Here is a 23,652-nt window from a genome sequence, read left to right as displayed (position 1 = left end):
GACGAAGCGTAGGACGACAGGCTTAATGAAGCGTAACCCGCCGCCTCACCGCGTCGCGATGGCACGTTCGAGGAAATGGGCGGCGTTGAGCGTCGCCTTGTCGCGCGCGAAGCGGCCGACTACCTGCACGCCGATCGGCAGGCCGCTGGCGCCGGTGAGGCCGGTCACGTTCACGCAGGGCGTGCCCGCCAGCGTCCATAGCCGGTTGAACACCGGCGAGCCGGTGGTGGCGTGGCCCTCCGGCGCCTCGCCTGGGGCGGAGAAGGTTAGCACGGCGTCGAAGCCGTGCAGCGTGTCGGCGAGCGCGTTGCGGGCGCGGCGGGAGGTGCGCCGGGCGGCGTCGTATTGCTCGGGCGCGGTGCGTTGCGCTTCCTCAAGATAGGCGGCGAGGGTCGGGGAGAGCTGGTCGCGGTGGCGGTCCCACTCGTCGGCGAAGGTGAGCGCGGCCTCGTAGGCCTGCACGACGGCGGAGGCGGCGTCGCCGGCCTCGACCTCGGCGGGTAGCTCCAGCTCGACCACCTGCGCCCCGGCGTCAGCGGCGGCACGCGCGGCGGCCTCCAGCGCGGCGTGGGCGTCGTCGGAGGCGTGCGCGGCCCGGGCGGTCTTCACCACGGCGAAGCGCGGCGTGGCCGGATCGGCATCCAGCGCGAGGTCGCGGCCGGTGAGGGCGCTCATGGCGAACGCGATGTCCGCCACCCGCGCGGCGAACAGGCCGAGCGTATCCAGCGACCAGGCGAAGGGTTTCAGCCCGAGCACGGGCAGCAGCTTGAACGAGGGCTTGAAGCCGGTCACGCCGCAGAACGAGGCGGGCCGGATCACCGAGCCGCCGGTCTGGGTGCCGATGGCGAGCGGCAGCATGCCCGCCGCCACCGCCGCCGCCGAGCCCGCCGAGGAGCCGCCTGGCGTGTGCGAGGGCCGGCGCGGGTTGCGCGTCGGGGAGGGCTGCATGAAGGCGAATTCGGTGGTCACGGTCTTGCCGGCGAGCAGCCCACCCGCGCGCGCCATCATGCGCACGATGCTGGCATCGCCGAACGGCCGGTAGCCGGCAAACAGCGGCGAGCCGCGCTCAGTCGGGAGGTCCGCGGTGTCGAGGATGTCCTTGACGCCGACCGGTAGCCCGGCGAGCGGGGTGGCGTCGAGCCCCGGCCGGCTCGCCGCCGTGCGGAGGGCGGGGAGGTCGAGCGTGGCGAAGGCGCGGATTTCGGCCTCCTGCGCCTCGATCGCCGCGATGCAGCGCTCCACGACTTCGGAGGGGTTGAGGCGTCCGGCGCGGACGGCTTCGGCAAGGCTGGCGGCTTCGAGCATAGTGTTCATGTCGGAGGCTCTCGCATGGCGCCTGCGATCAGGCAAGCGGGAGGTTGGACCGGGGGGTGGCGTGCGGCGCGCCGCACGCTCTTGCGTGGCGCTGCGGCGCGTGGTCGATAAAGGTGCGTGATCGGAGCGGGCAGTTCGCCCAAGGGCGGGAAAGCGATGCGGGATGCGACCTTCCTTCTGATCATCAATGGCTCCATCGGTGTGTTCTTCGCCCTGGCGTTTTTCAGCCTGTCGTGGCGGTCGGGCATCCGCCTCGGCCAGTGGTGCGCCGGAGCCTTTCTCGCTGCTGCGGCGACGGTGACCACCGAGGCGCTGGCGCCTTCCGCGATGCCGCCACGGCTCGCCTCCATTATCTCGTTTTCCCTGCTGATGCTGGCGCTGACGCTGCTCGCGGCGGGTCTAGCCCGCCATTACCGGCCGCAGTCGGACGTCTGGCCGCTGTTTCTGTTCGGCGGCCTCGGCATCGCCTTCCATGCCGGTTTCACCTCCGATATGCCGCGCGCCGAAACGTTCTTCGGTCTCGCCTATCAGGGTCCATTCGTGATCATGCTGGCGATCGGCGCGGGAACCGTAATGGGGTCGGAGCGGCGGGGCGTCGCGGACCGGCTGCTGGCGGCCGTGCTCGTGCTGTGCGCCGTGCAGTTCCTTGCGAAGGGCGGCGCGGGCTTTATCGTCAACGATCATGCGCCGGACGTACGCAGCTATCTGCTGAGCACCTATGCGCGCTATTCCCAGACCTTCGCCGCCATCTTGTCACTGATGCTGGGGCTCGCCCTCGTCGGCGTGCTGATTGCCGAGGTCGTGGCCAACGCGACGCTGAGCCTGCAGCGCGACGCATTGTCCGGCCTCCTGAACCGCGCCGCCTTCATGCAGCGTGCAACGGCCTGCCTGCGGACGCTGCCGCCGGGAGCCACGGCGAGCCTGATGATGATCGACCTCGATCACTTCAAATCGATCAACGACCGCTTCGGCCATGCCGGGGGCGACGAGGCGATCCGCGCCTTCGGGTCCATCCTCATGGAAGCGGCGACCGGCGCCGAACTGGCGGGTCGGATCGGCGGCGAGGAGTTCTGCCTGTTGATGCCGGACACCGATGTCGGCGGGTTGCGCGAACGCATCCAGCACATCCAGTCCACCTTCCGCGCCCGCCGCTACCGCTTCATTCCGCACGAGACGCGGGTCACCGCGAGCTTCGGCGCGGCGTTTATCCGCCCGGGCGAGGGCCTCGATGAGGCGCTGCAGCGCGCCGACAAGGCGCTCTACGCCGCCAAGGCCATGGGACGCGACCGCTACGTGCTGGCCGACATGCCGGCGAAGCTTCCGGCATCGCGGGCATGAAGCGGCTGTGCAACCGGGCAACACATCGCGCAACATGATGGATCGCCTCAACTAATTTCGTTGGAGCCCTTGCGTCGCGCGCGATATGCGCGGATCGTCACAGTTAAGCGTGGGGCGCGGTGCATGAATATCCTGTCGATACAGTCCTGGGTCGCCTATGGCCATGTGGGCAACGCCTCGGCCATGTTCCCGATGCAGCGCCTCGGCCATGAGGTGTGGGGCATCCACACCGTCCAGTTCTCCAACCATACCGGCTATGGCGCCTGGCGCGGCAAGGTGTTCGAGGCCGAGCTGATCCGCGAGCTGGTGGGTGGGTTGGAGGACCGCAACGTGCTGCCGCGCTGTGACGGCGTGCTCTCCGGCTATATGGGCGCCGCGGAGATCGGCGACGCCATTCTTGATACGGTCGGCCGGGTGAAGGCGGCGAACCGCGAGGCGCATTATTGCTGTGATCCGGTGATCGGCGATGTCGGGCGCGGCGTCTTCGTGCGTCCCGGCATCCCCGAATTCATGCGCGACCGCGCGGTGCCGGCCGCCGACCTGATCACGCCCAACCAGTTCGAGCTGGACTATCTCTCCGGCCGACCCACCTCCACCATGGCCGAGGCGGTCGCGGCCTGCGATGCCGTGCACGCCACCGGCCCGCGCGTCATCCTCGTGACCAGCCTGCACACCGAGGACACGCCGGCCGATTCCATCGACCTGATGGCCTCGGGACCGGACGGGCGGTTCCGCGTGCGCACGCCCAAGCTCGACATCTCGGTGAACGGAGCCGGCGACGCCATCGCGGCCCTGTTTTTCGTGCACTGGAAGGCGACGCATTCCACGGCCGAGGCGCTCTCCAAGGCGGCGTCCTCGGCCTATGGCCTGCTGGCCCGCACCGCCGCCGCCGGCTCGCGGGAAATCCTCACCGTGGCCGCGCAGGACGAATTCGTCACGCCGTCCCGCCTCTTCACCCCCGAGAAGCTCTGAGCGCCATGGCCCGTCGCTACGTTGTCCTCGACGTCTTCACCGATCGCGCCCTCTCGGGCAATCCGCTGGCCGTCGTGCTGGACGCGGAGGGCCTCGACGGCAACCAGATGCAGGCTATCGCCCGCGAGTTCAATCTCTCCGAGACGGTGTTCGTGCTGAAGCCGGCGGACGAGGTGAACCGCGCGCGGCTGCGCATCTTCACCGTCAACCACGAGCTGCCCTTCGCCGGCCATCCCACGGTCGGCACGGCGGTGCTGCTGGCGATCCGCGACGGGGTGGAGACCTCGACGGATTTCGTGCTGGAGGAAAATGTCGGCGAGGTGCCCTGCCACATCAATGTGCGCGGGCCCCGCACCGGCAGCGCCACCTTCACCGTGCCGCGCCTGCCGGAAATTCAGGCGGGCGAACTTTCCATCGACGCCTGCGCGCAGGCGCTCGGTCTCGACCGCAGCGATATCGGTTTCGACGGGTACACGCCGGTGGTGGCCTCGGCCGGTGTGCCCTTCGTGTGCATCCCGCTCGCCTCGCGCTCGGCGCTGGCGCGTATCAGCCCGAGCGCGGGCCGGCTAATCGGCGCCTTCGGGGGCGAGGCGGAATCGGTCTATGTGTTCTGCCGTGACGAGGACGGCGAGGGCGACCTGCGCGCCCGCATGTTCGCCGCGAATATGGGCATCGACGAAGACCCGGCGACCGGCTCGGCCGCCGCCTCGCTCGCCGCCGTGCTGTTTGCGGGCGAGCGGCCGGGCGAGGGGTTCCACGTCTTCGATATCCTGCAGGGCGTCGAGATGGGGCGGCCGAGCCTGGTGCGGCTGGGCCTCGAAGTGTCGGGCGGCGCGCTGACGGCCGTCACTATCGGCGGCGGCGCGGTGATCGTCTCGGAAGGCACCATCTATGCCTGAGCGCGGTAGCCCGGCGTGAGCGCCTCCATGACCGGCGATGACATCCGGGTACTGGCGCTCAAGGGCATGGAGTTCCGCGTCGATCCTGAGCCGTGGTCGCTGGCCGATGCGCGGCGCGAGGAGATCGAGGTGCATTTCGAGCGGCTGAAGCAGGCGAATCCCGCCTTGTGGAGCGGCCCGATCCTGATGCTGAGCGAGCGTCGTCTCGACGGTGGCGTGCTCACTGGCCGCTATAAGCGCACCGATTTCGCCTCGCTGCTGTGGTGGCGTGATCACGGCTACCCTGAGATGTGCAATGCCTTCGGCATGGGCGCGCTGCGCGCCTGCGACGGGGCCTTCGTGCTCGGCCGCATGGCGCCATGGACCGCCAATGCCGGCCGCATCTACTTCGCCGCCGGCACGCCGGACCTCGGCGACATCGTCGAGGGCGGGCGCGTCGACATCGACGGCAGCGTGCTGCGCGAGATCGAGGAGGAAATCGGGCTGACGGCGGCCGATTTCCTGCCGCCACCCACCGGCGGGCGGGCGCTCCACGCGGTGTTCGCCGGCCCGCGCATCGCGCTGATGCGCGAAATCGTGGCGCGCCTGCCGGGCGAGGAACTGGTGGCGCGATTGCGCGAAAATCTCGCCGGGCAGCAGCGTGCCGAACTCGACGCCATCTTCCTTGCCCGCTCTCCCGCCGATCTCGATCCCGCCATGCCCGATTTCATCCGCGCCTATCTGCACGCGCGCTGGCAGGATGGCGCCGGCTTCGCAGATGTGGACAATGCCGCCAGCCCGGCGTGACTTTTCGGACCAAACAGTTCGGAAATGGCATGCTGCTCGCATGAGTGGTCGGATTCATTGACTTCGCGCGCCGTCGGGCCGCGGTCCTTTGCTCGGGAGAAGTGAAATGGTGGTCAAGTCGTCTGGTTCCGTGCCGCTTTTTTCGTCAGGGACGATCGATCGGCGGCAATTGCTGGCGCTTGGCGCCGGTGCTCTGGTGCTGTCGGCGGTCGGCGCTGGTGAGGCCGTTGCCGCCAAGGCGAAGCCGATCAAGGTCGCGGCGATCTACACCGTTCCCGTGGAACAGCAGTGGGTCTCTCGCATCCACAAGGCGCTCAAGACCGCCGAGGCGCGCGGCGACATCACTTACAAATTCTCCGAGAACGTCGCGAACACCGATTATGAGCGCGTGATGCGCCAGTACTCGCAGGAGGGCGCGGACCTGGTGGTCGGCGAAATCTTCGCGGTGGAGCGTCCCGCCCGCGCGGTGGCGAAGGACTACCCGAACGTCGCCTATCTCATGGGTTCGTCCTTCGGCCCGACCAAGCCAAACCTGTCGGTGTTCGATAACTTCATCCACGAGCCGTCCTTCCTGACCGGCATGGTCGCCGGCAAGATGACCAAGTCGAACGTCATCGGCCTGGTCGGTGGCTACGCCATCCCCGAGGTGAACCGCCTGATGCAGGCCTTCATGGAAGGCGCGCAGTCGGTGAACCCGCAGGTGAAGTTCATCGTGACCTTCATCAACTCCTGGTACGACCCGCCCAAGGCCAAGGAAGCCGCCTTCGCGCAGATCGACAAGGGCGCGGACGTGCTCTACGCCGAGCGTTTCGGCGTCTCCGATGCCGCCAAGGAGCGCGGCGTGAAGGCGATCGGCAACGTGATCGACACCTCCGCCCAATATCCCGGCACGGTGATCGCCTCGGCGCTGTGGCACATGGAGCCGACCATCGACCGCGCCATCAAGGCGGTGATGGATGGCAGCTTCACCGCCGAGGATTACGGCCCGTTCAGCTTCATGGCCCATGGCGGCGCGAGCCTTGCCCCGCTCGACCCGAAGGTGGTGCCGCCCGAGGTGATCGAGATGGTTCTCGTCAAGGAGAAGGAAATCAAGGACGGCATGTTCCGCGTGAACGTGAACGACGGCGAGCCCAAGTCGACGCTGTAAAGCAGGGCGCCATACGGCCTTCCGCCTCTGGCCCGTTATCCCGGCTGAAACCCGAAGGTCCTTGCCGGGATCGCTGGCGGAAATGAGAGCGGCCTTGTCTCGCGATCCCGGATCGCCGCGACGCGGCGTCCGGGATGACGTCTTCATGGACCGGCAAGAATGCACCCTGAAACGCGCCCGCTTGTTCTCTCGCTGTCCGGCATCACCAAGCGGTTCGGCCCGCTGACGGCGAACGACCATATCGATCTCGATGTCCATGCCGGCGAGATCGTCGCGCTGCTCGGCGAGAACGGCGCGGGCAAGACCACGCTGATGAGCATCCTGTTCGGCCATTACGTGGCCGATGAAGGCACGGTGCATATCGCCGATGCCAGCGGCCAGCTCGTGCCGTTGCCCGGCGGTTCGGCGGAAGCCGCGCTCACGGCCGGCATCGGCATGGTGCACCAGCATTTCGCGCTGGCCGAGAACCTCACCGGCTTCGAGAACATCCTGCTCGGCACGCTTCCGCTGTGGAGCCTTGCGCCCCGGCGCGGCGCGGCGCGGGCCAAGGTGGAGAAGCTGATGGCCGAATCCGGGCTCAAGGCCGACCTCGACGTGCCGGTGGCCCAGCTTTCGGTCGGCGAGCAGCAGCGCATCGAAATCCTCAAGGCGCTGTATCGCGATGTGCGGGTGCTGATCCTCGACGAGCCGACCGCCGTGCTCACGCCGCAGGAGGCCGATGGTCTGGCCGCGACCGTGCGCACGCTGGCGGCGAAGGGGCTGGCGGTGATCTTCATCAGCCACAAGCTGCACGAAGTGCTGGCCTTGTGCGAGCGCGTGGTGGTGCTGCGCGGCGGGGCGAAGGTGGCGGACCGGCCGACCGCCGGCTCCAGCCGGGCTTCGCTCGCCGAACTGATGGTCGGGCGCGCCATTCCTCCCCGCGAGCGCCCGCCCGCGACGCCGGGCGCCCCGATCCTGAGCCTGCGCGCCGTCGATGTCGGCGCACCCACTCAGCGCGACCGGCTGGAGCGGGCGAATCTCGACGTGCGCGCCGGCGAGATCGTCGGCATTGCCGGCGTTTCGGGCAACGGGCAGGGCGCGCTGGCGGCGCTGGTCGCCGGGCTCGCAGGCGCGCGCTCCGGCGAGGTGACCATCAACGGCGCGCCGGTGACGCGCGCCGATCCCGCCGCCCGGATCGCCGCCCGCGTCGGGCGCATTCCCGAGGACAGGCACCGGGATGGCACCATCGGGGCGCTGAGCGTCGCGGAGAACTACGTGCTGGAAACCATCGCCGCGCCGGAGAACCAGAGCGCCGGCATTCTGAAGCGCGCCGGCATCCGCGCCCGCGCGGCGCAGGCGATCACGGCCTATGACGTGCGCTGCCCCGGGCCGGACGCCGCGATCCGTGCGCTGTCCGGCGGCAACATGCAGAAAGTGGTGCTGGCCCGCGTGCTGGAGCGCGAGCCGCTCTTGGTTCTCGCCCACCAGCCGACGCGCGGCCTCGACATCGGCGCGACGACGGACGTTCACCGCAGGCTTCTGGCGGCGCGGGCGCGGGGCGCGGGGGTGCTGCTGATCTCGGAGGATCTCGACGAGCTGTTCGCGCTCTCCGACCGCATCGCCGTGGTTCATGCCGGGCATCTCTCGCCGGCCATGGAGGCGGAGGGGCTCGATGTGCGGACGGTCGGGCTGATGATGGCCGGCCATTCTGCGGAGGAGGCGGCGTGATGGGATTTCGCGGGCAGGGCGAGGGGATGGGCGCCCGCCGGCTCACGGAGAGGCGCCCATGATCCGCTTCATTCCGCGCGAGCGTACACCTGTGTGGCTTTCCGTGGCGGTGCCGGTTGGCGCCGGCCTCGTCGCGCTGCTGCTCACGTCCATCCCGCTCATGCTTGCCGGCGCCCCGGTCCTGGAGGCGCTGGCGCTGATGGCGAAGGGGGCCGCCGGCGACGGATTCGCGCTCGCGGAGACGCTCACCCGCGCCACACCGCTGATCTTCACCGGCCTCGCCGCCGCGGTGGCGTTCCGGGCCAAGCTGTGGAACATCGGCGCGGAGGGCCAGCTCTATGCCGGCGCTCTGGCCACCGTGGCGGTGGGCGCCGGGCTGATCGAGGCGCCGTCCTATGTGCTGGTGCCGCTGGTGCTGATCGCCGCCGCTCTGGCGGGGGCCGCGCTGCTGCTGGTTCCGGTGCTGTTCAAGACCCGGTTCGGCGCCGACGAGGTGGTGGTGACGCTGCTGATGAACTTCATCGTGCTGCTTTTCGTGCAGATGATGCTCGAAGGCCCAATGAAGGACGAGATGGCGATGGGCTGGCCGCAATCCGCCCCGGTGCTCGACGAGGCGACGCTGCCCAAGCTGGTGACCGGGCTACGGCTGCACTGGGGGCTGGTGCTGGCGGTGCTGGCCGCCATCGGCCTGCATGTCTTCATCAACCGCACGGTCTGGGGCTTCCGCATCCGCGCGGTGGGCGAGAACGCCCGTGCCGCGCGCTATGCCGGCCTGCCGGTCGGCAAGGCGATGGCGCTGGTCGGCCTCCTGTCCGGCGGGCTGGCCGGTCTCGCCGGGGCCAGCGAGGTCGCGGGGCTCAAGGGGTACCTCACCTCCGACCTCTCGCCCGGCTTCGGCTATGCCGGCATCGTGGTGGCGACGCTGGCAAACCTGTCGCCGCTCGGCGTGATCCCGTCCGCGATCTTCATTGCCGGCGTGTTCGTCGGCGCCGACAGCATGAGCCGGGCCATCGGCGTCTCGAACTATCTCGCCGATCTGGTCGTCGCCTTCTCGCTGCTCAGCGTGCTGGTCGGCGGCTTGCTGACGCGCTTCCGCATCCAGTTCCTGCGCCGGGAGACCGCCTGATGTGGGACGCGTTCGACATTCTGCTGCAGGCGAATTTCTGGGCTGCGACGATCCGCATCGCCACCCCGCTGATCTTCGGCGTGCTCGGCGCGCTTTTGTGCGAGCGCGCGGGCGTGCTTAATCTCGGCATCGAGGGCATTTTCGTCGCCGGCGCCATGTCAGGCTGGCTCGCCGTCTATCTCGGCCTGCCGCTATGGGGCGGGGTGCTGGTGGCGGCGCTGGTCGGGGCGTTGTTCGGGCTGATCCACGGCGTGCTCACCGTGCCGCTCGGCCTGTCCCAGCATGTGACCGGAATCGGGGTGACGCTGCTCGCGACCTCGGTCGCCTATTTCGGCTATCGCGTGGCGTTCCCCAATGTCGGCACCCCGCCGCGCATCGAGCCGTTTCCCCCGCTCGACGTTCCGGTGCTGGGCGACCTGCCGTTTATCGGCACGATCCTGAGCCAGCAGAGCGCCTTCACGGTGCTGGCCTTTGTCTGCGTCGGGCTGGTCGCCTTCGTGCTGGCGCGCACGCCGCTCGGCCTTGCCATCCGCGCGGTGGGCGACAACCCGGAGGCGGTGGAGGCGCAGGGGCTCTCGGTGGTGGGGCTGCGGATCGGCGCGGTGATGGCGGGTTCTGCATTGATGGCGCTGGGCGGGGCGTTCCTCACGCTCTCGGCGTTCAACGCGTTCTATTTCGGCATGATCAACGGGCGCGGCTGGGTGTGCATCGCGCTCACCGTCTTCGCCTCGTGGCGGCCGGGCAAGGCGCTCATCGGCGCGCTGCTGTTCGGGGCGCTGGATGCCTACCAGCTCCGGCTCCAGACCATCACCGGCGGGGCGGTGCCGAGCCAGATCTTCCTGATGCTGCCCTATATTTTCTCCATTGCCGCGCTTGTCTTGGTGGCCCGGCGCGCGGACTATCCGCGCGCGCTGATGAAGCCCTATTTCAAGGGTCAGAGGTGAGTAGGAAGCGGTTATGAGTCTCGACCTTCTCGTGAAGAATGCGCGCCTGCCGGACGGGCGCGAGGGCCTCGACATCGCCTGCGAGGGTGGGCGGATCGTGGCGGTGGAGCGCGGGATCGAGGCCGAGGCCGGCCGTACGCTGGATGCCGGCGGGCGGCTGGTGGCGCCGCCCTTCGTCGACGTGCATTTCCACATGGACGCCACGCTCTCGCTCGGCCTGCCGCGGCTCAACCAGTCAGGAACCCTGCTGGAGGGCATCGCGCTGTGGGGCGAGCTGAAGCCGCTGCTGACCCACGAGGCCGTGATCGAGCGTGCTTTGCGCTATTGCGACCTTGCGGTGAGCCAGGGGCTGCTCGCCATCCGCTCCCATGTCGACATCTGCGACGACCGGCTGCTGGCGGTCGAGGCGCTGCTCGACGTGCGGGAAAGGGTGAAGGACTATATCGACCTTCAGCTCGTCGCCTTCCCGCAGGACGGCTATTACCGCTCGCCCACCGCAGCCGACAAACTGCGCCGCGCGCTGGACATGGGCGTAGACGTCGTCGGCGGCATTCCCCATTTCGAGCGCACCATGGCCGACGGCGCCGCTTCGCTCAAGGCGCTGTGCGAGATCGCGGCCGAGCGGGGCCTGCGTGTCGACATCCATTGCGACGAGACCGATGACCCGCTCTCGCGACATATCGAGGCGCTGGCCTATGAAACACAGCGGCTGGGCCTTGGCGGCCGGGTGGCTGGCTCGCACCTCACCTCCATGCATTCCATGGATAATTACTACGTCTCGAAGCTGATTCCGCTGATCGCGGAGGCCGGCGTCCACGCCATCGCCAATCCGCTGATCAACATCATGCTGCAAGGCCGCCACGATACCTATCCCAAGCGCCGCGGCATGACGCGGGTGCCGGAGCTGCGGGCAGCCGGCGTCAATGTCGCCTTCGGGCATGACTGCGTGATGGACCCCTGGTACTCGCTCGGCTCCGGCGACATGCTGGAAGTCGCTCATATGGCGCTGCATGTCGGCCAGCTTTCCTCGCGCGAGGCCATGACCTGGTGCTTCGAGGCCGTGACGACCAATCCCGCGCGCATCATGGGGCTGGATGGCTACGGCGTCGCGCCGGGCTGTAATGCCGATTTCATCGTGCTTCAGGCGGACGATCCGATTGAGGCGATCCGCCTGAAGGCCGCGCGGCTATTCGTGGTGCGTCGCGGGCGTGTCATCGCCGAGGGCGCGCCCCGGGTGAGCGCGCTTGACCTTCCCGGCCGGCCGGCGCTGGTCGACCCCAGTGCCTATGCGCCGGGCGCGTCCTGAGCCTTGTCGAATTCGCGGCGAGAGACATATGGTGAGTCGATAGGATCGGTCTTGCATGAGCCGAAACTGTTGAATTCGCCGCCCTATTTCCATCTCGTAATGTTTTCAGCCGATGGCGACCGCCGCGTTCCCGCCCGAGAATCCTGACCTGCCGCCGGTCTGCACGGAAGGCTTTGATCTTTTGCGGCGGCCGGTGTGGATTCTCGACACCGGAAGGATGCGGAAATTCTACGCCAACGCCGCCGCGCTGAAGCTGTGGTGTGTGCCGGCGGACGGGCTGGACGAGTTCTTCTCACGCGATTTCAGCCCGCATTCTCCTGCGATCCGCGAGCGGCTCGCCGGTACGATTGGCCGGGTGGCGGGCGGCGAGGTGGTGGTCGAGCGCTGGAGCTTCTATCCCAAGGGCGGCGCCTTCACCGTCGACTGCACCATGAGCGGGGTGCGGCTGCCGAACGGTCATGTCGGTATGCTGGTCGAGGCGGCGGTTCCGGACGTCGCCCCGGAGGAGCTGCGTGGGATCGAGGCGCTGCGCCACACCGCGATGATGGTCACGCTCTATAGCGCCGACGGCACGGTGCTGTTCCGCAACCCGGCGGCTGCGCGCGCCTATCCCAACGCGGCCCACACCTTCCTCGCCAGCTGCGTCGATCCCGGTGAGGGCGAGCGATTTTGGCGCGCGGCGCTCCGCCACGACCCGGTGAAGACCGACGCCTTCATGGGACAGGCCACGACGGGCGAATTCCGGGCCGTCACCAGCGCGGGCGTGCGCTGGCACGGGCTCTACATGCGCACCACCACCGACCCGGTGACCGGCCGGCTCTGCCTGCTGGTCAATGAGCGCGACGTCACCGACCGCGTGCAGGCCAGCGCCCATGCCGAATACCTCGCCAGCCATGACGTCGTGACCGGGCTCGCCAATCGTATCGGCTTCAACCGGAGGCTCGACGAACTGATGGAGGAGCCGCTGTCGTCCGGCGGGCTGCTGATGATCGATCTCGATGGCTTCAAGCAAGTCAACGACACCCATGGCCATGGCGCCGGCGACGTTGTGCTGCACGCGGTGGGGGCGCGGCTCGCCGCGAATGCCCGCGCCGGCGATGTCTGCGCCCGGCTCGGTGGCGACGAGTTCGCCATGATCCTGCCGGGCCTCACCGATCCCGACGTGCTGCGCCGGCGCGCGGAGCAGATCTATCACCAGCTCGTACAGCCGATCGAGGTCCGCGCCACCGGCGCCTCGTTGCATGTCGCCGCGAGCTTCGGCGCGGCGGCGTGGCCCGACAATGGGGCGACGCCGGACGAACTGCAACGCAATGCCGACCTTGCGCTCTATGCCGCCAAGGCCGAGAGCGGCATGCGCATCCATCAGTTCGACGTCGACATGCGCCGGCTCGCCGACGAGCGGCACAAGTGCATCGAGGACCTGCGTGCCGGGCTTGAGCGCGACGAGTTCGAGGTCTATTTCCAGCCGCTTGTCGGCTTTTCCGAGCGGCGTCCGCTCGGCTTTGAGGCGCTGGTGCGCTGGCGCCATCCGGAGCGCGGACTGGTGCTGCCCGGCGAGTTCGTCGGCGCTGCCGAGAGCGTCGGGCTGATGGCGCCGATCGGGCGTTTCGTGTTGCAGGCGGCGGCGGGGCAGTTGCGGCGCTGGCTGGACATGGGGTTCGACGTCCGGCGCATGGCGATCAACCTGTCCAGCAACCAGCTCCGCATCGCCAATCTCGCCGAATCGGCGCGCGACGCGGTGGCGCAGGCCGGCGTGCCGGCGGCACTGGTGGAGTTCGAGGTGCCGGAGACCGTCACGCTCGGGCGCGGCGGCGAGGGGGCTGTCGGCGCGCTGTGGGACCTGCGGCGCCTCGGCTTCGCCATCGCGCTCGACGATTTCGGCACCGGCTATGCCTCGCTCACCCATCTGCGCCGGCTGCCGGTCGACACGATCAAGCTCGACCGCTCCTTCATCGTCGATATGAACGCCTCCGTGGCCGACCGCGCGATCGTTCGGGCGCTGATCGGGCTTGGCCACGATCTCGGCCTTCAGGTGCTGGCGGAGGGCATAGAGACCCACGAGCAGTTCGTGGCGGTGGCGGAGCTGGGCTGCGATGCCGGCCAGGGGTTCCTGTTCGGCCATCCCATGCCCGCCGAGGCGGCGACGAAGTGGCTGCGGGAGAACGCGCAGATCGACGGACGCAGCAAGATCGTCAATTTCCCGGGATAACCAGCACGGTGGGCTTGGTCGGCAGGGTTTCGCGCGAGAGCACCAGCGTCGTGCCGGACTGACGCTTCACCTCGTATTTGCTGTCGCCGAGGCGGCGCAGGAAATTGTTCAGCGTGTACTCGTTGAAATAGTGCATCGGGATCACGAGCGGCGATTCCAGCGCTTTCAGCACCTCGATCATGCCGTCGACATCGATGGTGTAGCTGCCGTCGACCGGCGCCAGCACCACGTCGATGCGCCCCAGCGCGGCGAGGTCGTCCTCGGTCAGCGTGTGGTGCAGGTGGCCGAGATGGGCGATGCACAGGTCAGCGGCGCGGAAGATGAAGATGGAATTGCCGTTGCGGATCGTGCCGCCTTCCCAGTCGCGGATATTGGTCGGCAGGTTGCCGATCCACAGATCGTCGACATCGAGATTGTAGCGCACCGGCTCGCCTGCCGTGTCGCTCCAGCCCTTGAGCACATGCTCGATGCCCGGATCGGGGGCGAGCGAGTAATGGGTGGAGTGTGCGCGGTTCATGGTGGCGACGCGGGGGACAAGGTTCGGGCGCACATAGTCGTTGTAGTCGGTGGCGAGCGTGACGCCGCCGGCGCTCTCGATCAGAAAGGTCGAGTGGCCGATATAGGTCAGGCTGACATGGTTCGGCGCGACAGAGGCGAGCTGGAGCGAGGCCGGAACGGCCAGCCTCTCCGGCGAGGGAAAGCCGGGAAAACCCGCGACCAGCTTCGGGCAGCGATCCGCCTGCGCAAGGGCTGGCAGCGGCGCGAGCAAAGGCGCCAGCAGCAACGCGGCGAGGGTCAACAGGAGACGCGGGGACGCTGGACGCATGCGGGTGCTCCGGGCCGGTGTCGCTCGAAGCATGATCGACGTTGCGGCACCGCCGCGCGAGTAACGATTGCGTTGGCGAACAGGCGCGCTAATCGCTGTGCGCGGCTCGCCTCGTCCGCCCGTCCCGGCCCGCGGGCGACCGTCACCGAATATACGGGTTGGTCCGCTTCTCGGTGCCGATGGTCGAGGCGCTGCCATGGCCGGGCAGGATCGTCACGTTATCGCCGAGGGGGAGCAGCTTGGACTTGATGCCGGCGATCAGCGTGTCGTGGTCGCCATAGGGAAAATCCGTGCGCCCGACAGAGCGCTGGAACAGCGTGTCGCCAACCACGGCGAAGCTGCCGGGCTTGTAGACCAGCACGATATGGCCGGGCGTGTGGCCGGGCACATGCAGCACCTCGAAGGGGAAGCCGCCAATATCCACGGTGTCGCCCTCGTTCAGCCAGCGGTTCGGGGTGACCGGGCGGCCGGGGATGCCGGTGCGCTCGCCATCGGCGACCAGATTGTCCAGCAGGAACTTGTCGGCCTCGTGCGGTCCCTCGACCGGAACCTTCAGCGTTTCGGCCAGTTCGGCGGCGCCGGCGGCGTGGTCGATGTGGCCATGGGTGAGCACGATCTTTTCCGCGTTCACCTCCAGCTCCTCAAGCGCGGCGAGAATGCGCGGCAGGTCGCCGCCGGGATCGATCACCGCGCCCTTCTTGGTGGTTTCGTCCCAGATGATCGAGCAGTTCTGCTGGAACGGAGTGACGGGCACGACGGCGATCTTGAGTTCGGACATTCACATTTCCTCGGCAACGGTGCCGGCGGAATGTGGTCGAACATATGCCGTCCCGCAAGGCGCCCCGCTTGTGGCGCCCCTGCGCCAATGCTATCCCGCGCCTCATGAGCACCAAGCCCATCGAAAACATCCGCAACTTCTCCATCGTCGCCCATATCGACCATGGGAAGTCGACCCTTGCCGACCGGCTGATCCAGATCACGGGCGGGCTGTCCGAACGCGAGATGTCCGAGCAGGTGCTCGACAACATGGATATCGAGCGCGAGCGCGGCATCACCATCAAGGCGCAGACGGTGCGCCTCGCCTACAAGGCGCATGATGGCAAGACCTACGTGCTCAATCTCATCGACACGCCCGGCCATGTCGACTTCGCCTATGAGGTGAACCGCTCGCTGGCCGCCGTGGAGGGCTCGCTGCTCGTGGTCGATGCCTCGCAGGGCGTCGAGGCGCAGACGCTGGCCAATGTGTATCAGGCGATCGACAATAATCACGAGATCGTCCCGGTCCTCAATAAGGTCGACCTGCCGGCCGCCGAGCCGGACAAGGTGAAGGCGCAGATCGAGGATGTGATCGGCCTCGACGCCTCCAATGCCGTGCTGATTTCGGCCAAGACCGGCCTCGGCATTCCCGATGTGCTGGAAGCCATCGTCACCCGGCTGCCGCCGCCCCAGGGCGACCGCGAGGCCCCGCTCAAGGCGCTGCTGGTCGACAGCTGGTACGACGTCTATCTGGGCGTCGTGGTGCTGGTGCGCATCGTCGACGGCGTGCTGAAGAAGGGCCAGCGCATCAAGATGATGCGGGCGGACGCGGTGTACGAGATCGACCGCGTCGGCGTGTTCACGCCCAAGCTCACCGTCATGGCGGAACTCGGGCCGGGCGAGATCGGCTTCCTGACCGGCTCGATCAAGGAAGTGGCCGATACGCGCGTTGGCGATACTATCACCGAGGAGAAGCGCCCCACCGCCGAACCGCTGCCGGGCTTCAAGCCGGCGCAGCCGGTGGTGTTCTGCGGCCTATTCCCGGTCGACGCCGCCGACTTCGAGGATCTGCGCTCCGCGATGGGCAAGCTGCGGCTCAACGATGCGAGCTTCTCCTTCGAGATGGAGACGTCGGCGGCGCTCGGCTTCGGCTTCCGCTGCGGCTTCCTCGGCCTTCTGCATCTGGAAATCATCCAGGAGCGGCTGGAGCGCGAGTTCAACCTCGACCTGATCGCCACCGCCCCCTCGGTGATCTACGAAATCGAGATGAATGACGGCACGGTGCTCGACCTTCACAACCCGGCCGACATGCCGGACGTGGTGAAGATCAAGGAAATCCGCGAACCGTGGATCCGGGCCACCATCCTCACCCCGGACGAATATCTCGGCGCGGTGCTCAAGCTCTGCCAGGACCGGCGCGGCAACCAGATCGAGCTCACCTATGTCGGTGCGCGCGCCATGGTCACCTATGACCTGCCGCTCAACGAGGTGGTGTTCGATTTCTACGATCGCCTGAAGTCGATCTCCAAGGGCTATGCCTCGTTCGACTACCAGATCACCGACTATCGGGCGGGTGACCTGGTGAAGATGTCGATCCTGGTCAATGCCGAGCCGGTCGACGCGCTCTCCATGCTGGTGCACCGTACCCGCGCGGAATATCGCGGCCGCGCCATGTGCGAAAAGCTGAAGGACCTGATCCCGCAGCACCTGTTCCAGATTCCGATCCAGGCGGCGATCGGGGCCAAGATCATTGCCCGCGAGACCATCCGAGCGCTGCGCAAGGACGTGACCGCCAAGTGCTATGGCGGCGACATCACCCGCAAGCGCAAGCTTCTGGAGAAGCAGAAGGAAGGCAAGAAGAAGATGCGGCAGTTCGGCCGGGTGGAGATTCCGCAGGAAGCCTTCATCGCCGCGCTCAAGGTGGACGACTGACGCTACCTCCGACCCGGCTTCCGAATCGCGGCCAACTGTGTTCCCATCAAGCGGGCGGTAAAACGCGCGACGGGAGGCAATCAAAATGGCCTACAAATTTGAAGTCTACCAGGACAAGGCGGGCGGCTATCGCTTCCGCTTCAAAGCGTCCAATGGCGAGACGATGTTCGCCTCGGAAAGCTACAAGGCGAAGGCATCAGCCCTGAGCGCCATCGACTCCATCAAGAAGAACACGCCGGGCGCCGACGTGGTCGAACTGCCCAAGGACGAGACCAAGGCCTGAGCGGCTCGGCACATTTCCTCGCCACGCAAAAAGGCCGGGCTCGCGCCCGGCCTTTCCGTTCGCTCCGCCGAGCGTCAGATGACGTAGGGCGGAACGTGGTAGTAATCATTCACCTTGCGATCCCAGTCCGCGTCCTTCCAGTTGCGGTCATCCGCGCTGGTGTGGTGCGGGGCGCCGGAAAGCTGCTCCTCGGTGATGTCGACCACATAGCCGTCCATCCGCTCGTCGTACTTCAGCAGCGACCAGGGCAGGGGATAGTAATCCTCGCCGAAACCCAGAAAGCCGCCGAAGCTCATGACCGCATAGGCGGTCTGGCCGGTGAGCTTGTCGATCATGACGCGGGCGATCGAACCAATGCGATCGCCATTGGGGCGATAGACCGCCGTGCCCTCGACCTTGTCGCTCCCAATCAGCGTCATGGTTTCACGGGTTTCGAGATTTTGCTGCGTGCTCTGCATGTCAACCCTCCATAGTTGGTTGAATGTGATTGTAATGTCAGGAAAACGTCTTCCCCGGCCGTCAGTTCCGTTAAAAATTGGAAAGAGATAATCTGTCGATCGGCCCGTTGATTGATAGAATATTGCTTGTTCTTAACGTCCATCATTCGACTACCTTCCGGCAAGTGGTTGCGGTGCTGTTGGCGCGCGGAGAGCATTGCCGGTATCTTGTTCGGCAGTATCAGGAGAATCAGCCGATGACCGATGAGCGGGATGCCGTATCGACCGGGCGCCGCCGCGCGCTGAAGCTGCTCGGCCTCGCCGGCGCGCTTGCCGTGGCCGGCGGCGTCGTGGTGCACGCGCAGGAGACGGACATCGCCGACATGAAGCCCGGCAGCTTCGTCTGGTATCCCGACCGCGCGCCCGAGGGCTTCGTCTCGATCATTGTCTCGCTGCCCGACCAGCGCTGCTATGTGTACCGCAACGGCGTTCGGATCGGCGTCTCGACCTGCTCGACCGGCAAGGCGGGGCATGAGACCCCGGTCGGCATCTTCACCATCCTGCAGAAGGATGCCGACCATCACTCGTCGATCTACGACGACGCTTCCATGCCGTTCACCGAGCGGCTCACCTGGTCGGGCGTCGCGCTGCATGCGGGCGGGTTGCCTGGCTATCCGTCCTCGCATGGCTGCGTGCACCTGCCGCTGGAATTCGCCAAGCTGCTGTTCGCGGTCACGCATAACGGGACGCCGGTGATCATCGCCGATTCCCATTCCCAGCCGGTCGACGTGCTGCATCCCGGGCTGGTGCTGCCCAAGGACGCGACCACCGCGATCAGCACCGACCCGACGGCCGAGGCCGCGGAGACGAAGGCGGCGGCGCAGGACGCGGTGTCGATGGTGATCAGCGGCGCCGACAAGAGCCTCACCGTGCTGAAGGACGGCGCGGTGGTGCTCACCGCCCCGGTGACCATCCGCGATCCCGAGACGCCGCTGGGCAATGTGGTCTATGTGCTGAAGTCGGTGGGCGGCGAAGTCTCGTGGACCTCGATCGCCTATGAGGCCAACAAGGCGGCCGCCGGCAAGGCGACGCAGGTGATCGACCGCATCACGGTCGCGCCGGATGTGAACAAGGAACTCGCCAGCCTGCTGGTGCCGGGTTCCACCATGTTGATCACCGAGCTTTCCGCGCATGCCGGAACGCGCTCGGACCCGAATTTCGTGATCATGGCCCCGGCCACGAGCTGAAGGAGCGGGTGATGACCTCGGGCCTGTCGCGCGCGGTTTTGCTGTTTGGCCTTCTGGCCCTCGCCGGCCCCGCCGCGGGGCAGGGCATGCCGATGCCGCTCGCGCCCCCGCAGGCTGCCCCGGCTCCCGCTCCCTCGGCCGCCGCGGTATCCGCCGCCGACAAGGTGCCGGCCAAGCAGCTCTTCGGGGCGGCGCGCGAACCGGCGGAGCTGTCGAGCCGCGCCATTGGGTTCTATTCCAAAGGGTGCCTCGCCGGCGCGGCGATGCTGCCGGTGAACGGCAAGACCTGGCAGGCGATGCGGCTGTCGCGCAACCGCAACTGGGGGCATCCGCGCCTCGTCGACTTCATCGAGCGCTTCGCCGCCAAGGTGCCCAAAGTCTCGCAATGGCCGGGCATACTGGTCGGCGACATGGCGCAGCCGCGGGGAGGGCCGATGGCCTCGGGCCATGCCTCGCACCAGATCGGGCTCGATGCCGACATCTGGCTGACGCCGATGCCGGGCCGGGAATTTTCCGCGCAGGAGCGCGAGAAAGTCTCCGCCACCATGATCGTGCGGCCGGACCGGCTCGACGTCGACCCAAAAGTGTGGACCGGCTCGCATATCGCGGTGATCCGCGCGGCAGCGCAGGACCCGGAGGTCGAGCGCGTGCTGGTCAATGCCGCGATCAAGAAGGCGCTGTGCCGCGACGCGACCGGCGACCGCTCCTGGCTGCAGAAGGTGCGGCCCTATTGGGGGCACGACTACCACATGCATGTGCGGCTTTCCTGCCCGAAGGACAGCCCGCAATGCCGCCCGCAGGACCCGGTGGTGCCGGGTGAGGGCTGCACCGGCGAGGCGCTGGACTGGTGGTTCTCGGACGCGAACCTGCACCCCAGGCCGCCCAAGGAGCCGGTGAAGCCGCCGCCGCCGATGATGCTCGCCGACATGCCCCCCGCCTGCCGCGAGGTGGTGCTGGCGCCCTGAGGCGCCGCTTTCTTCAGGCTCGCGCGTCTTCCAGGATCATGCCGGCGGCCTTCTCGGCGATCATGATGGTCGGGGAATTGGTATTGCCAGAGACGATGGTCGGCATGATCGAGGCGTCCGCGACGCGCAGTCCCGCCATCCCGATCACCCGCAGCCGCTCGTCCACCACCGCCATCGGATCGGAGGGCAGGCCCATCTTCGCGGTGCCCACGGGGTGGAAGATGGTCGTGCCGATATCGCCCGCCGCCCGCGCCAGAGCTTCCTCGCTGTCGCCGACCTGAGGGCCGGGCAGGAATTCCTCGGGCCGGTAGGGGGCGAGGGCGGGGCGGGAGACGATGCGCCGGGCGACGCGCAGGCTGTCGGCGGCGACGCGGCGGTCATCCTGCGTGGCGAGATAGTTCGGCCTGATACGCGGGGCCGTACGGGGATCGGCGCTCGCCAGCTCGATCGCGCCCCGGCTGGTCGGGCGCAGATTGCACACGCTCATGGTGAAGGCCGGGAAGCGGTGCAGCTTCTCGCCGAATTTCGGCAGCGAGAGCGGCTGAACGTGGAATTCGAGGTCGGCCCGCTCGATGTCGGGGCGCGAGCGGGTGAAGATGCCGAGCTGCGAGGGCGCCATGGTCAGCGGGCCGCGCTGGAACAGGGCGAAGTCCAGACCCATTTTCGCCCGGCCGAACAGCGAGTGATATTGCTCGTTCAGCGTCGGCACGCCCTGAACCTTGTAGATCATCCGCAGTTGCAAATGGTCCTGCAGGTTGGAGCCGACGCCCGGCCGGTCGAGCGCCACCGGAATGCCATGCGCCGCCAGCTCCGCGCCGGGGCCGATGCCGGAAAGCTTCATCAGATGCGGCGAACCGACCGCGCCCGAGGCAAGAATGACCTCTCCTCCTGCGCGAGCGACACGCGCGATACCGCCCTGCGTATAGGCGACGCCGACGGCGCGGCCGTTCTCGATCAGGATACGGTCGGCCTGGCAGCCGGTCTCCAGCCTGAGGTTGGCGCGGCCGAGCACGGGCTTGAGGAAGCCGCGCGCGGCGCTCCAGCGAAAGCCGCGCTTCTGGTTCACCTGGAAATAGGACGAGCCCTCATTATCGCCGGTGTTGAAGTCCGGGATCGCGGCGATGCCGTCCTGCCTGGCGGCCTCGCGCACCGTGTCGAGCAGTTCCCAGGTCAGGCGCGGGAATTCCACGCGCCATTCCCCGCCCGCACCGTGCATCTCGCTGGCGCCGAGATAGTGGTCCTCGTGCTTCCTGAACACCGGCAGCACATCGTCCCAGCCCCAGCCGGAAAGGCCGAGCTGGCGCCAATGGTCGTAATCGGCGGCCTGACCGCGCATGTAGATCATGGCGTTGATGGCCGAGGAGCCGCCAATGGTCTTGCCGCGCGGGTAATTCAGCACGCGGCCATTGAGGCCGGCTTCGGCCTCGGTCTTGAAGCACCAGTCGGCGCGCGGATTGCCGATGGCGAACAGATAGCCGACCGGTATGTGGAACCAGATCCAGTTGTCGCGCCCGCCGGCCTCCAGCACCAGAACCTTGGTTGCGGGATCGGCCGAGAGCCGGTTGGCGAGCACGCAACCGGCCGAGCCGGCGCCGACGATGATGTAATCGAAGCTCTCGGCGTCGGCGGTCGGCATGCGGGCACCCCTTATCGTCTCGTGCGCAAACTGCCGGGAGGGTGTCGCCCCGGCAACGCGAAATCGTGCTCAAGCGTTGTTCGCGGGCTCACATCGGCCGGCTGGCCATGTGCGCTATTGCGAGAGCTTGTCGGCGAACAGGCCGATGGCGCGGGCGTTGTTCACCGCCTTGTTCCAACCCAGCAGCGCCTGGAAATTGGCGCCGCCCTGATGGTAGTCGCCGCCGCGCTGCCAGCCATAGGCCTTGAGGTAGTTGGCGGTGGAGGCCAGCACGTCGACCGGGTTGCTGATCAGGTCGGCATGGCCGTCGCCGCTGAAATCGACCGCGTATTTGACATAGGAGCTTGGCATGAACTGGGTCTGGCCAAGCTCGCCCGCCCAGGCGCCGCGCATCTGGCCGATGGAAAGGTCCCCGCGCTGGACGATGCGCAATGCGTCGAGCAACTGGCCGGTGAAGAACTCGGTGCGCCGACAGTCATAAGCCAGCGTCGCCAGCGAGCGGAACACCGGCATCTTGCCGGAATTGGCGCCGAAATCGGTTTCCATGCCCCAGATCGCGACGAGGATCGGCCCCGGCACGCCAAAGCGCTGCTCGATGCCGGCGAGCGGGCCCGCATATTGCTTGAGCATCTGCTTGCCCTTGGCGATGCGGCCCTTGGTGACGCGGTTGGCGACGAACTGCTCGAACGGGACGCTGAAGTGCTTCTGGTTGCGGTCGAGGCCGATGACCTGCGTGCTGTAGGTCACGCCGTCCAGCGCGCGCAGGGCGCTCGCCGAGATGCCGGCGCCGGCGGCCTCGCGCCGGAACTCGCCGAGCCAGCGCTCGAAGCCCGAGGCGTCGTTGCCGCAGGTGGCGGCCATGGCCGGCGCCGCGGGGAGAAGGGTGAGGGCGATGCCGGCGGCCCGGCCGAGGTTCCCGAGGGTGTTCATCTTTATGGCGATCATCTTGGATCCGAGCTCCCGCTCCCGGTACAGGCGCTTGGTCCCGCGCGCCGCTGCCCGATATCCTGCACGCAGTGTTATGAACGCGGCGTTTCCGCCCTCACACGCCGATGCGTCCGAAGCCGGGCAGCTTGATGCCGGGCCGGCGCAGGTCGAGACCGGCGACGGCGCCGAGTATATTGATTTCCAGCCCCTCTACCCAGGCGAGCGTCAGCCCGCCATAGCCGCCGAGCGAGAGCCGCACCCCGGTCCGCGACGGCGCGAGGGCGATCCAGCGCCCATCGGTCGGGAAATCCTTGCCGATCGCGGTCGGCGGCAATGTGGCGCCGGTCTCCGGCACGGCGGCCAGCACGCTGGCGACGAAGCTGTTGGAGTTCGGCCCCGGCCAGACGCGGTAATCGCCGGAGCCGGCGTAGGGATAGGCGTCGATGGCGGCGCGCAGTTTGGGGATCAGCGCCTGCGCTTCTTCCCCGCGCGGTTCGAACACCACTTCGGGCTCGTTGCCGTACCAGCGCCCGTCGGGCGGATAGCCGTTGCGGCGGATCGGCGAGCCCCAGCCGACCTTGTCGAAGCGCTCATAGGAGCGGCCGCCGGCCTCCTTCAGGACGATCCAGCTATGCACGGCGAAGATGCCGCGCCAGCGCCCGACGCGGGCGGCGTAGATGCGCACCATGGCTTCGGGATTGCGCGCGGCCGGCGGCAGGGTTCCGGTGCTCGACCAGTCGGCCGAACCCCAGGAGCGGGTGAAGTCGGTGGTCTGCCATTTCACCAGCGCATGGGCGCCGAGCGGCAGGGCGAACAACAGCATGAAGCCGAAAAGGGTGAACTGGGCGGTGCGGAGCATGTGCTCCAATCTCAGCACGAAATCGGTTCGACACAA

General features: G+C 67.7%; 21 protein-coding genes. 14 read left to right on the top strand and 7 right to left on the bottom strand.

The annotated features are described in order from the left end of the window. Nucleotides 1-45: 45 nt before the first annotated feature. Nucleotides 46-1,314, bottom strand: a complete 1,269-nt coding sequence (locus tag VRZ77_RS06630; RefSeq protein ID WP_414591877.1) for an amidase — start codon at nucleotides 1,312-1,314, stop codon at nucleotides 46-48. Between the two features lie 156 nt (nucleotides 1,315-1,470). Here VRZ77_RS06630 and VRZ77_RS06625 point away from each other — a divergent pair, with 156 nt between their 5' ends. From VRZ77_RS06625 to VRZ77_RS06580, 10 genes are all read left to right on the top strand, one after another. Further along, nucleotides 1,471-2,652 carry a GGDEF domain-containing protein gene (locus VRZ77_RS06625; RefSeq protein WP_414591876.1) on the top strand — a complete coding sequence of 394 codons (1,182 nt, stop codon included), beginning with the start codon at nucleotides 1,471-1,473 and terminating at the stop codon, nucleotides 2,650-2,652. A gap of 123 nt (nucleotides 2,653-2,775) precedes the next feature. Next, on the top strand, nucleotides 2,776-3,624 hold the full coding sequence (gene pdxY / locus VRZ77_RS06620) for a pyridoxal kinase PdxY (RefSeq protein WP_414591875.1): 849 nt from the start codon (nucleotides 2,776-2,778) through the stop codon (nucleotides 3,622-3,624). A gap of 5 nt (nucleotides 3,625-3,629) precedes the next feature. Then, nucleotides 3,630-4,523, top strand: a complete 894-nt coding sequence (locus VRZ77_RS06615) for a PhzF family phenazine biosynthesis protein (RefSeq protein ID WP_414591874.1) — start codon at nucleotides 3,630-3,632, stop codon at nucleotides 4,521-4,523. A 27-nt stretch (nucleotides 4,524-4,550) separates the two neighbouring features. Next, a complete protein-coding gene (locus VRZ77_RS06610; protein ID WP_414591873.1) occupies nucleotides 4,551-5,309 on the top strand; it encodes an NUDIX hydrolase in 759 nt (252 codons plus the stop codon). Nucleotides 5,310-5,415: 106 nt separating this feature from the next. Further along, nucleotides 5,416-6,456, top strand: coding sequence for a BMP family protein (locus tag VRZ77_RS06605; protein ID WP_414591872.1), 1,041 nt, complete (start codon nucleotides 5,416-5,418; stop codon nucleotides 6,454-6,456). A gap of 159 nt (nucleotides 6,457-6,615) precedes the next feature. After that, nucleotides 6,616-8,163 carry an ABC transporter ATP-binding protein gene (locus tag VRZ77_RS06600; RefSeq protein WP_414591871.1) on the top strand — a complete coding sequence of 516 codons (1,548 nt, stop codon included), beginning with the start codon at nucleotides 6,616-6,618 and terminating at the stop codon, nucleotides 8,161-8,163. A gap of 58 nt (nucleotides 8,164-8,221) precedes the next feature. Then, entirely contained in the window at nucleotides 8,222-9,289 is a 1,068-nt protein-coding gene (locus VRZ77_RS06595) for an ABC transporter permease (RefSeq protein WP_414591870.1), read from the top strand. Continuing rightward, a complete protein-coding gene (locus tag VRZ77_RS06590; protein ID WP_414591869.1) occupies nucleotides 9,289-10,233 on the top strand; it encodes an ABC transporter permease in 945 nt (314 codons plus the stop codon). The genes VRZ77_RS06595 and VRZ77_RS06590 overlap by 1 nt, the downstream gene beginning before the upstream one ends. A gap of 13 nt (nucleotides 10,234-10,246) precedes the next feature. After that, nucleotides 10,247-11,539, top strand: a complete 1,293-nt coding sequence (locus VRZ77_RS06585; RefSeq protein ID WP_414591868.1) for an amidohydrolase family protein — start codon at nucleotides 10,247-10,249, stop codon at nucleotides 11,537-11,539. 112 nt (nucleotides 11,540-11,651) lie between these two features. Further along, nucleotides 11,652-13,748 (top strand): putative bifunctional diguanylate cyclase/phosphodiesterase, encoded by a 2,097-nt coding sequence (locus tag VRZ77_RS06580; protein WP_414591867.1) that lies wholly within the window; start codon nucleotides 11,652-11,654, stop codon nucleotides 13,746-13,748. Here the strand turns inward: VRZ77_RS06580 and VRZ77_RS06575 are convergent. Continuing rightward, nucleotides 13,732-14,574: an MBL fold metallo-hydrolase gene (locus tag VRZ77_RS06575; protein WP_414591866.1), complete on the bottom strand. Its 843-nt coding sequence runs from the start codon at nucleotides 14,572-14,574 to the stop codon at nucleotides 13,732-13,734. The genes VRZ77_RS06580 and VRZ77_RS06575 overlap by 17 nt on opposite strands. Before the next feature lie 142 nt (nucleotides 14,575-14,716). Next, nucleotides 14,717-15,352 carry an MBL fold metallo-hydrolase gene (locus VRZ77_RS06570; protein ID WP_414591865.1) on the bottom strand — a complete coding sequence of 212 codons (636 nt, stop codon included), beginning with the start codon at nucleotides 15,350-15,352 and terminating at the stop codon, nucleotides 14,717-14,719. A gap of 104 nt (nucleotides 15,353-15,456) precedes the next feature. Between VRZ77_RS06570 and lepA the strand changes: the two genes are divergently transcribed. Beyond that, the gene (gene lepA / locus VRZ77_RS06565; protein ID WP_414591864.1) at nucleotides 15,457-17,262 is read left to right on the top strand and encodes a translation elongation factor 4; all 1,806 of its coding nucleotides are present in this window, start codon (nucleotides 15,457-15,459) and stop codon (nucleotides 17,260-17,262) included. An 85-nt stretch (nucleotides 17,263-17,347) separates the two neighbouring features. Then, nucleotides 17,348-17,545 (top strand): YegP family protein, encoded by a 198-nt coding sequence (locus tag VRZ77_RS06560; protein WP_414591863.1) that lies wholly within the window; start codon nucleotides 17,348-17,350, stop codon nucleotides 17,543-17,545. A gap of 74 nt (nucleotides 17,546-17,619) precedes the next feature. Here the strand turns inward: VRZ77_RS06560 and VRZ77_RS06555 are convergent, their stop codons facing one another. Beyond that, nucleotides 17,620-18,003: a PRC-barrel domain-containing protein gene (locus tag VRZ77_RS06555; protein WP_414591862.1), complete on the bottom strand. Its 384-nt coding sequence runs from the start codon at nucleotides 18,001-18,003 to the stop codon at nucleotides 17,620-17,622. Between the two features lie 236 nt (nucleotides 18,004-18,239). On the opposite strand from VRZ77_RS06555, the gene VRZ77_RS06550 reads away from it, so the two are divergent. Both VRZ77_RS06550 and mepA read left to right on the top strand, forming a co-directional pair. Then, nucleotides 18,240-19,229: a L,D-transpeptidase gene (locus VRZ77_RS06550; RefSeq protein ID WP_414591861.1), complete on the top strand. Its 990-nt coding sequence runs from the start codon at nucleotides 18,240-18,242 to the stop codon at nucleotides 19,227-19,229. An 11-nt stretch (nucleotides 19,230-19,240) separates the two neighbouring features. After that, a complete protein-coding gene (gene mepA / locus VRZ77_RS06545; protein WP_414591860.1) occupies nucleotides 19,241-20,194 on the top strand; it encodes a penicillin-insensitive murein endopeptidase in 954 nt (317 codons plus the stop codon). Between the two features lie 13 nt (nucleotides 20,195-20,207). Here the strand turns inward: mepA and VRZ77_RS06540 are convergent, their stop codons facing one another. From VRZ77_RS06540 to VRZ77_RS06530, 3 genes are all read right to left on the bottom strand, one after another. Next, nucleotides 20,208-21,830, bottom strand: coding sequence for a GMC family oxidoreductase (locus tag VRZ77_RS06540; protein WP_414591859.1), 1,623 nt, complete (start codon nucleotides 21,828-21,830; stop codon nucleotides 20,208-20,210). Nucleotides 21,831-21,944: 114 nt separating this feature from the next. Further along, a complete protein-coding gene (locus VRZ77_RS06535; RefSeq protein WP_414591858.1) occupies nucleotides 21,945-22,760 on the bottom strand; it encodes a lytic murein transglycosylase in 816 nt (271 codons plus the stop codon). A 112-nt stretch (nucleotides 22,761-22,872) separates the two neighbouring features. Then, nucleotides 22,873-23,616, bottom strand: a complete 744-nt coding sequence (locus VRZ77_RS06530) for a DUF3750 domain-containing protein (RefSeq protein ID WP_414591857.1) — start codon at nucleotides 23,614-23,616, stop codon at nucleotides 22,873-22,875. Between the last annotated feature and the right edge of the window lie 36 nt (nucleotides 23,617-23,652).

The organism is Ancylobacter sp. G4_0304, assembly GCF_047501495.1.
Lineage (GTDB): Bacteria > Pseudomonadota > Alphaproteobacteria > Rhizobiales > Xanthobacteraceae > Ancylobacter.
This window is presented reverse-complemented; position numbering and strand designations above follow the sequence as displayed.